General features: G+C 36.5%; 5 protein-coding genes and 2 pseudogenes. 4 read left to right on the top strand and 3 right to left on the bottom strand.

All coding sequences use genetic code 11. The features are described 5' to 3' along the window. Nucleotides 1–112 precede the first annotated feature (112 nt). Nucleotides 113–940 (top strand): annotated as a pseudogene (locus F6K18_RS31470) (RNA-guided endonuclease InsQ/TnpB family protein); the annotation flags it as partial. 42 nt (nt 941–982) lie between these two features. On the opposite strand, the gene F6K18_RS31475 reads toward F6K18_RS31470, so the two are convergent. The 3 genes from F6K18_RS31475 to F6K18_RS31485 form a co-directional block, all read right to left on the bottom strand. Beyond that, nucleotides 983–2,911 carry an ABC-F family ATP-binding cassette domain-containing protein gene (locus F6K18_RS31475; RefSeq protein ID WP_287526819.1) on the bottom strand — a complete coding sequence of 643 codons (1,929 nt, stop codon included), beginning with the start codon at nt 2,909–2,911 and terminating at the stop codon, nt 983–985. 725 nt (nt 2,912–3,636) lie between these two features. Beyond that, complete coding sequence (gene pgsA / locus F6K18_RS31480) at nt 3,637–4,152, bottom strand: CDP-diacylglycerol--glycerol-3-phosphate 3-phosphatidyltransferase (protein ID WP_287526820.1); 516 nt, start codon at nt 4,150–4,152, stop codon at nt 3,637–3,639. A 371-nt stretch (nt 4,153–4,523) separates the two neighbouring features. Next, nucleotides 4,524–4,697 (bottom strand): hypothetical protein, encoded by a 174-nt coding sequence (locus tag F6K18_RS31485; protein WP_287526822.1) that lies wholly within the window; start codon nt 4,695–4,697, stop codon nt 4,524–4,526. Between F6K18_RS31485 and F6K18_RS31490 the strand changes: the two genes are divergently transcribed. The 3 genes and pseudogenes from F6K18_RS31490 to F6K18_RS31500 all read left to right on the top strand — a co-directional run. Next, the gene (locus tag F6K18_RS31490) at nt 4,696–4,935 is read left to right on the top strand and encodes a hypothetical protein (protein WP_287526823.1); all 240 of its coding nucleotides are present in this window, start codon (nt 4,696–4,698) and stop codon (nt 4,933–4,935) included. The two genes, F6K18_RS31485 and F6K18_RS31490, sit on opposite strands and share 2 nt — an antisense overlap. Nucleotides 4,936–5,469: 534 nt before the next feature. After that, nucleotides 5,470–7,245: a gamma-glutamyltransferase gene (gene ggt, locus F6K18_RS31495; protein ID WP_287526824.1), complete on the top strand. Its 1,776-nt coding sequence runs from the start codon at nt 5,470–5,472 to the stop codon at nt 7,243–7,245. 623 nt (nt 7,246–7,868) lie between these two features. After that, nucleotides 7,869–8,504 (top strand): annotated as a pseudogene (locus F6K18_RS31500) (reverse transcriptase N-terminal domain-containing protein); the annotation flags it as partial. Nucleotides 8,505–8,755 lie beyond the last annotated feature (251 nt).

Raw genomic sequence — 8,755 nt, forward strand, 5'->3', positions numbered from 1 at the left:
GTTGGAGACCCGCGCTCTCCCGAAGGGGAGCGTCGTCCGCGAAAACCAATCAATGTTGTGATTTTACACATAATATGTTAAAGTTTGAAAAATTTTCGGTCAGTAGTAGTAGATGGTTGAAAAAGCTTACAAATTTAGGTTCTATCCTACCCCAGAACAGGAAAACCTGTTGCGGAAGACTTTGGGATGTGTACGCCTAATCTACAACAAAGCTTTAGCTGCCAGAACTCAAGCTTGGTATGAAAATAAAGAGCGAGTAGGGTATAAGCAAACTTCTGCTATGCTGACGAACTGGAAAAAACAGGAAGATTTAGATTTCCTCACAGAAGTTAGCAGTGTTCCATTACAGCAAGGCTTAAGACATCTACAAACAGCTTTTACCAACTTCTTTAGTGGACGTGCCAAATATCCCAACTTTAAAAAAAGCGCGCCGGGTGGTAGTGCAGAATTTACAAAATCAGCGTTCAAGTGGAAAGATGGTCAAGTCTCAGATCGCTAAATGTGCTGAACCATTACCTATCCGATGGAGTAGGCAACTGCCACAAAACTGTGTACCAAGTACGATTACAGTTAAACTTGAACCCTCTGGTAGATGGTCAGTATCTCTGAGAGTCAATGACCCTAGAGATTTAAAGCTGAACCCAGTAACCAAACAAGTAGGTATTGACGCGCGGAATTACCAGTTTAGTTACTACCAGTGATGGAGACACATTTGCTAACCCTAAGAATCTAAACAAATTACACAAAAAACTGAGGTTAGCTCAGAAGTCTCTAAAGAGAAAAACCAAGGGATCTAATAACTATCAAAAGGCCAGGCTGAAAGTAGCTAGGATACACGCAAAAATTAAAGATTCAAGATTTGACTATACCCATAAGCGCGCCCACTCAACTAATCAGAGAAAATCAAACTGTTGTGGTTGAGGATTTAGCAGTAAAAAACAAAGAATGTTACGAATAATAAGTGTGATTATTTACCCTCCATCTAAGAATTTATTTCTGCTAACTCTAACCACCTTTCTGTAGCAGTATCTATTTCTTTTTCTAAACTTTCTACTTTTTCATGGAGTTTTTGAACTTCACTTACTTCTCCTGGAGGTGCATTATAAAGTTCATTTTCAGTCTTTGCTTTCTCCGCTTCTAACTGAGAAATTTTTTTCTCCAAATTCTCATATTCTCGCTTTTCTTTTGACGATAATTTTCTTTGCCTATTCTTATCCCAAGAAACCCTTTCTGATTTTTTGGGTTTAACTGAAATTTCCTGAGACTTTTCTGCAACTGCCACAGCTTTTTTTGTTGCTGCTTCTACTTCTTTATAATCTATATAAAGAGAATAATTTCCCGGATACTGTCGTAAATTTCCTACTCCTTCAAAAGCAAAAATTCTATCTACAGTCCTGTCAAGAAAATAACGGTCGTGAGAAACAACAATTACACAACCATTAAACTCTTGCAAATACTCTTCTAAAACTGCCAAAGTTTGTACATCTAAATCATTAGTAGGTTCATCCAAAATCAAAACATTCGGCGCACTCATCAATACTCTCAATAGAAATAATCGTCTTTTTTCCCCTCCAGAAAGTTTATATACAGGAGCATATTGTTGATTACCAGGAAACAGAAATTTTTCCAACATTTGAGACGCACTAATTTGAGTACCATCAGCAGTTTCCACATACTCTGCCACATCTTTTATATAATCAATTACCCGTTGACTTTCATTCATAGCATCCAGCAAATTTTCTGAATGTTGGTCAAAATATCCTATATGTATTGTCCCACCAATTTCTACTTTGCCAGAATCAGGTTTAACTCTACCTGTAATAATATCCATTAGAGTAGATTTTCCCACCCCATTACCACCAATAATTCCGACTCTATCTTCAGGAATAAATTCATAAGTAAAATCTTTAATTAGAGTTCTACTATCGTAGGACTTACAAACATTTTCTAACTCAATAACTTTTTTACCAATTCGACGACCAGGAGTAGAAATATCCACTTTTCCTAAAGCTTGTTTAAACTCAGTTCCTTGCATTTCTTCTATACGTTGAATCCTGGCTTTTTGTTTAGTGCTACGAGCTTTTGGTCCTCGCTTCAACCATTCTAATTCCCGGCGTAATATCCCTTGATGTTTACCTTGAGAACTAACCACTGATTCTTCAGATAAAGCTTTCTTTTCTAAATAGTAGGAATAATTTCCAGTATAAGTAAAAAGATCCCCTCGGTCTATTTCAATAATTTTATTAGTAACTCGGTCGAGAAAATAACGGTCGTGAGTAATTAATAAAATCCCTCCAGAAAAACTATTTAAGTAACTTTGTAACCATTCTACAGACATAGCATCTAGATGGTTTGTTGGCTCATCCATTAACAAAACATCAGGGTCAGAAAGTAAAGCTGCTGCTAAAGCAATACGTTTACGATAACCCCCAGATAAGTTACCAACTTTGGCATCAAAATCTTGAATTCCTAATTTGCTGAGGATAATTTTTGCCTTAGTTTCTAACTCCCAAGCATTGGTATTATCCATGGCATGAGTTACTTCAGAAAAACGCGCCATTAGTCGATTATCTTCAGGGTGATGGGCTAATTTTTCCGATAATTCTTCATATTCTCGTACCAGTAACATTTGTTCTCCACTATCAGAAAAAACTTGTTCTAATACGGTATTATTTTCATCTAAATCTGGTTGTTGTGGCAAATAAATAATTCTGGCATTTTGATTAATCAAAATTTGACCACCGTCTATAGGTTCTAAACCAGCAATCATTTTTAATAGGGTTGATTTTCCCGAACCATTTGTACCAATTAAACCAACTTTATCATTGGCATCTAAACTGAAGTTAGCATCTCTTAAAACTTCTTTAATGCCAAAGTCTTTTTTTACTGATTGAAGTGTGAATATACTCATTTTTAAGTCAAAAGTTAAAAGTCAAAAGTCAAAAATTAATATGGCTACAGTCTTTTTAAGTTAAAATTCAAAAGTCAAAAGCCAAAAATTAACATGGCTACAGTCTTTTTAAGTTAAAAGTTAAAAGTTAAAAGCCAAAAGTCAAAAGTCAAAAATTAATTAGGAGAGATTGAAGTAATTACAGAATTATCAACATATATTATATAACCGGATTTTATATAAAACCTACCACCTAAAACCTACTACCTAAAACCTAGCACTTCAACTTTTAAGTTAAAAGTCAAAAGTAAAAATTTAGAATGCTTACAAAAATCAATTAGGAGAGATTGAAATAATTATAGAATTGTCAACATATATTATATAACCGGATTCTATATAAAACCTACTACCTAAAACCTTAAGCATTGAGCGGTCAGCTATCAGCTTCATTACCTTTAAAGGAAGCTAGTTGTTGTTGTACTTCAATAATTTATGGGTTGAAAATGTAGTAGAAGTTAAACAAATGCTTGCTTCATTCATTAACAAGCTGAATGCGAGGGCATTCCGTAGGAAATTCTTACCTAAAATCTACTTCAACTATTACCGAATAATTAATAATTAATAATTAAATAATTCAGATTAAAAGCCTCCCATTTTAAGGGGAAAAAAATAAATTTTTTCCTTAAGGATCAATCCTCTCTCTTTTGGGAAAAGGTAATTATCCATTATCCATTATCCATTATCCATTAATGAATAACTTCTTGATGAGGCCATAGATAAATTATTCCTGAAATTATCGTTAAAGCCACAGCTATCCAAAACATAATTATAGCTGGAATTGACCACACTTCCGGTAAGGGAGCAATTAACAAAGAAATGGCAATAATTTGACTTACTGTTTTTAATTTTCCCCAAATATTAGCTCCTGAAATTTGCGTTTGATTAACGCGCCAACCAGCTATAGTTAACTCCCTACCTAGAATTAAAAATACTCCCCAAGCTGGTACTTTACCTAATTCAATTAATCCTAATAAAGGTGCTAATACTAATAATTTATCTGCTAAAGGATCTAAAAATTTACCTAGATCGCTTACTTGGTTAAGTTTTCGTGCTAAATAACCATCTAAAAAATCTGTAACTGAAGCAATTAAAAATATTACTAAACATATCCAAAGATTCTGATTAGTGGGAGTTTTCAGAGTATAAAGAATTAAAGGTATCCCCAGAAGACGGGAAAAAGTAATCCAATTAGGTATATTCATAAATATTGTAGTAATTGTTAATTGTTAAAAAAGTTGGCGCTGCTGAATTAGCGTGTGATATTAATCTTAATTCTTTAGGAGTAAACCCACCCCTAACCCCTCCCAGGAGGGGAAGAAATAAGAAGAAAGAGTAGTAGAAGAGAAAGTTTTTATTAGCGCTCTTATCCGGACAATATATCATACCTCAAATAACCAATGCCAAAAATTTTATTTATTTAAAATTATTAAGTTAGGTTGTAGCTCAAAAAAAGTTATCTACCACCTAATATTTAGATGAGAAAGGGAATAGGGAATAGTTATTTGAAGATATATATTTCTTCCCACACTCCCCATCTCCCCATTCACTAAAGTCAAAAGTCAAAAGTCAAAAGTCAAAAGTAATATCTTATATCAAATGCGTTTAATTCGGTATAAAAAAATGTTCCATCTTCAACCATTACCAAATATTTTTGGAGATCCCCATCTCCCCATCTCCCCATCTCCCCATTTCTTCTTCCTTCTGCTATACAATTATTGAGATTAATTTCATTAAAAAATCCAATCATGTCTGTATCAAAAGAAGAAGCAAAGCAATTATTAGAACGGTTAATTTTTGACAAGGAACGTCCTCAAGACTGGGTGCAAGATGTTTGGGGAATGAGTCCAACTTTGGGAGAAACTGCCGCTAAGTTGCTAGATGTTTTTGATGTATTAATTACATATTGTCCAGAGGCTGAATTAAATGATATCCTACAAACTTTCGATACAGAATTGACAGAATTGTTTGATGAGGATATTCAATAATGAATAATTAATAATTAACCCTTAAAATAAGGGATTGACCAAAATAAATTTTTTCGATTTTATCCCCTTAAAAGGGAAAGCTTAAAACCTAAATTTTCCGTAAGCATTCAGCCGTCAGCCATCAGCCATCAGCCAGCCTCCTGGGGAGGAACTGCGGACTTCAGCTATTGCTTTTAGTTTAAGATAAAAGCTTTATTAATTGTCTTACTACAAAAGTTGGCTCCCTTTTAAAGAATAAATAAATCAAAAAAAAACTTTTCATAAATCTCATCAATTTTCAAGAAAGGTAATTATTAATTATTAATTATTAATTGTTGAATCAGGAACAGAATTATTGAATAATATTAAACTCTGTTTTACAGCGTAACAGCTCTGCTGAATTTCTACCAGAGGGCCTATTCCACTAAACATTTTAGCTAACTTTTAGGCCAAAAAGTCCAACATCTCATGCCAGAGGATAGTCTTAGTAAGGTCTTCTTCCTTCTTCCTTCTTCCTTCTGCTATAAATTAAAATAAATTTTATATACTTGCTAAATGCCTCAAATTTCATTACTTAAAACTAAAAGCCAAATACTCTTATCCACTTGTCTAACCATTTCCATTTCACTATTTGGATGTACTCAAAACTCTCCAAAATCTGTAACACCCATAGCAGAATTAAAACGCAGTAAACAAAGTATAGTAGCATCAGCTCATCCCTTAGCCAGTGAAGCAGGAAAATTAGTTCTGCAAAAAGGCGGAAATGCAGTAGATGCAGCCATTGCGACTGCCTTCGCAATTTCAGTAGTAGAACCATTTTCCGCAGGTATTGGTGGAGGTGGTTTCTTGCTATTAGGAATTCCCCCAGAAAATCCTGAAACTCAGAAACAGTATAAAATTCAAGCATTAGATTTTCGGGAAAGAGCGCCCAAAGCAGCAACCCAAAATATGTACCTTAACTCACAAGGAGAAATTGAAAAAAGAGCAAGTTTAGATGGACATTTAGCAGTAGGAGTACCTGGAACTGTTGCGGGGTTATATACTGTTCATAAAAACTATGGGAAATTACCTTGGTCAGAATTATTACAACCAGCTATTAGTTATGCCAAGAATGGGTTTGAAGTAAGCGATCGCTTCGTGAATAGATTAGAAAGACGTTTAGAAGTAATCAACAAAAATGCCGCAGCAAGAGAAATATTTACAAAAGATGGAAAAGCATATCAGTCAGGAGATTTACTAATTCAAAAGGATAAAGCTCAAACCTTAGAAACCATAGCGAAAAATCCACAAAGCTTTTATACAGGCAAAATTGCTCAAGCGATCGCTAATGATATGGCTGCTAATGGAGGTTTAATCACATTAGAAGACCTAAAAGATTATACACCAATTTGGCGTCAACCTATCTGTGGCAAGTTTCGAGAAGCAGAAATTTGTGCCATGTCACCACCATCATCTGGGGGAGTTCATCTACTGCAAATATTGAATATTGTCGGCGAAACTAACTTGCAAGAGTGGGACAATAAAAATCCTGATACTATTCATTTACTGACTGAAGCAATGCGAGTTGCTTATGCCGATCGCTCCAAATATTTAGGAGATCCAGATTTTGTACAAGTACCTGTCAAAGAATTAACCAGTCGTAGTTATGCTCAACAGCAACGTCAAGCTATTAATCTCCAACAAGTCAGACCCTCCACTGAAGTACAACCCGCATCACCAGAAACTCTAGAGCTTCATACTTCGGAGTCTCCAGATACTACTCATTTGACCGTAGTAGATCGAGAGCGCAAAGTTGTGAGTCTGACATATACAATTAATGGTAGCTTTGGTGCTGGAGTAGTAGCGACTGGTACAGGAATATTATTAAATAATGAGATGGACGACTTTGCTGCCGCTCCAGGAGTACCAAACTTATACGGTTTAGTGGGAGGTGAGGCCAATGCGATCGCTCCTGGAAAAACCCCTTTGTCAAGTATGACTCCTACTATTGTGACACAGGATGGCCGATTAATTATGGCAACTGGTTCTCCAGGAGGAAGTACAATTATTACTACAGTGTTGCAGGTAGTTTTAAATGTGCTGGAATATCAAATGAATGCTGCCGAAGCTGTATCTGCACCTCGTTTTCATCATCAATGGTTGCCAGATAGATTACTTTTGGAAACGGGAGGGTTTAGTGAAGCAACTGTGAATGAATTGAAACAGCGAGGACATAATATTGTAATGCGTGATGGTTGGGGAAATGCAAATGTAGTTGTGCTGGATGAAAGTGGGGTGTTGGAAGCGGCAGCAGATCCTCGTGGAGAAGGAGAGGTAAGAGTGGCAGAGTAGGAGACTTGTTTTTCCAATTTGAGTGGAGAGGACGCGGGGAGGGGGAGACACGGAGACGCGGAGAGGGGGAGACGCGCAGATAGATGGACGCGGGGGTTTTCTTTAATGAATAGAGCGAGTAGATTGAATTAATTACTCAATTATCCAATCTCCGCGTCCTCGTGTCTCCGTGTCCAATCTTAAAAACTTACCCTTGTAAGGAGGAGGGAAGTGGGGGAGATTGAATATTGATATCAGAACCGGTAGCATCAGAGTGTGTATACAATTACGCGAGCAGGACTACCGTTAACGAAGTCAGAAGTTATTTTTGTAAAGGGGCAATGAATTAATAGCTGATAGCTGACCGCTGTTTGCGCAGCATTCCGCAGGAAATGCTTACGAAGAAATAGCCTAACTATTTGTAGTAAACATTTATCAATTTAATCTTACAGGCATAATTTTTTCAATAAAAACAGCCGGATATTGGGAATTATATCATGTCTGGATAATTAGTGATAATAAAAACCATTACCCCTCACGGGGTGACAAGCGCCTCAAAAGTACTGTGGGGTAAGGGTTTAAAAGATATAATCCCTTTCAAAAAATCAATGTTTTTCTCATGATCATAATTATTCTGATCAAGCGTGGCATGGGATACAGACGATATACCGTCTCAAGTTTCTATTAATCCCAACCTAAAGTGGAAGGACGTTAACTGGAAACAGGTGGAGAAATCCGTGTACAAGTTACAAAAGTTGATTTACAAAGCATCCAGTCGTGGTGAAATCAGCAAGATGCGCAAATACCAAAAACTTCTAACCAAAAGTTATTATGCTAGGTTGCTAGCTGTTAGGCGCGTGACACAGGATAACCAGGGACGGAAGACCGCAGGCGTGGACGGAATCAAGAATCTACCACCAACGCAAAGATTTAACTTGGTGTACCTACTTAAATCACGTTACCTCAAAGCAAGTCCAACCCGCAGAGTCTGGATACCAAAACCAGGAAAAGATGAAAAACGTCCGTTAGGCATTCCCACAATGTACGACAGAGCGTTACAAGCCTTGGTTAAGTTAGGTATGGAACCAGAGTGGGAAGCACGATTTGAACCTAATAGCTATGGTTTTAGACCAGGACGGTCAACAGATGATGCCATAGCAGCTATCTACATCAGCATCAATCACAAATCAAAATATGTATTAGATGCTGATATATCCAAATGTTTTGACCGAATTAACCATGATGCACTGCTAGAAAAGATTGGAAAAAACCCTTATAGAACCCCTAACCGTATCTTTTGAGGGAAAGGTTATACTAAGTCGCGATCGCCAACTAGCAGAGAAAATGCCCTATTCGAGCAGTTTAACAGACTTTGAATGGGTTCTAATCGAACCACTACTACCTAAGAAGAAGACTTGTCCAACAAAATGGAGCAACAGAGAAATCTGAGATGGTATCTTGTATCAATTAAAAAATGGTTGTAACTGGTGTGATCTACCCTGCATATTTACCACCCTATTCAACTGTATTT

This window comes from Okeania sp. SIO2C2 (assembly GCF_010692625.1).
In the GTDB taxonomy this organism is placed as follows: domain Bacteria; phylum Cyanobacteriota; class Cyanobacteriia; order Cyanobacteriales; family Microcoleaceae; genus Okeania; species Okeania hirsuta.

Coding starts and splice junctions, on each gene's coding strand:
- F6K18_RS31475 (WP_287526819.1), bottom strand. CDS start 2,911: ATGAGTATATTCACACTTCAATCAGTAAAAAAAGACTTTGGCATTAAA.
- pgsA (WP_287526820.1), bottom strand. CDS start 4,152: ATGAATATACCTAATTGGATTACTTTTTCCCGTCTTCTGGGGATACCT.
- F6K18_RS31490 (WP_287526823.1), top strand. CDS start 4,696: ATGTCTGTATCAAAAGAAGAAGCAAAGCAATTATTAGAACGGTTAATT.
- F6K18_RS31485 (WP_287526822.1), bottom strand. CDS start 4,697: ATGATTGGATTTTTTAATGAAATTAATCTCAATAATTGTATAGCAGAA.
- ggt (WP_287526824.1), top strand. CDS start 5,470: ATGCCTCAAATTTCATTACTTAAAACTAAAAGCCAAATACTCTTATCC.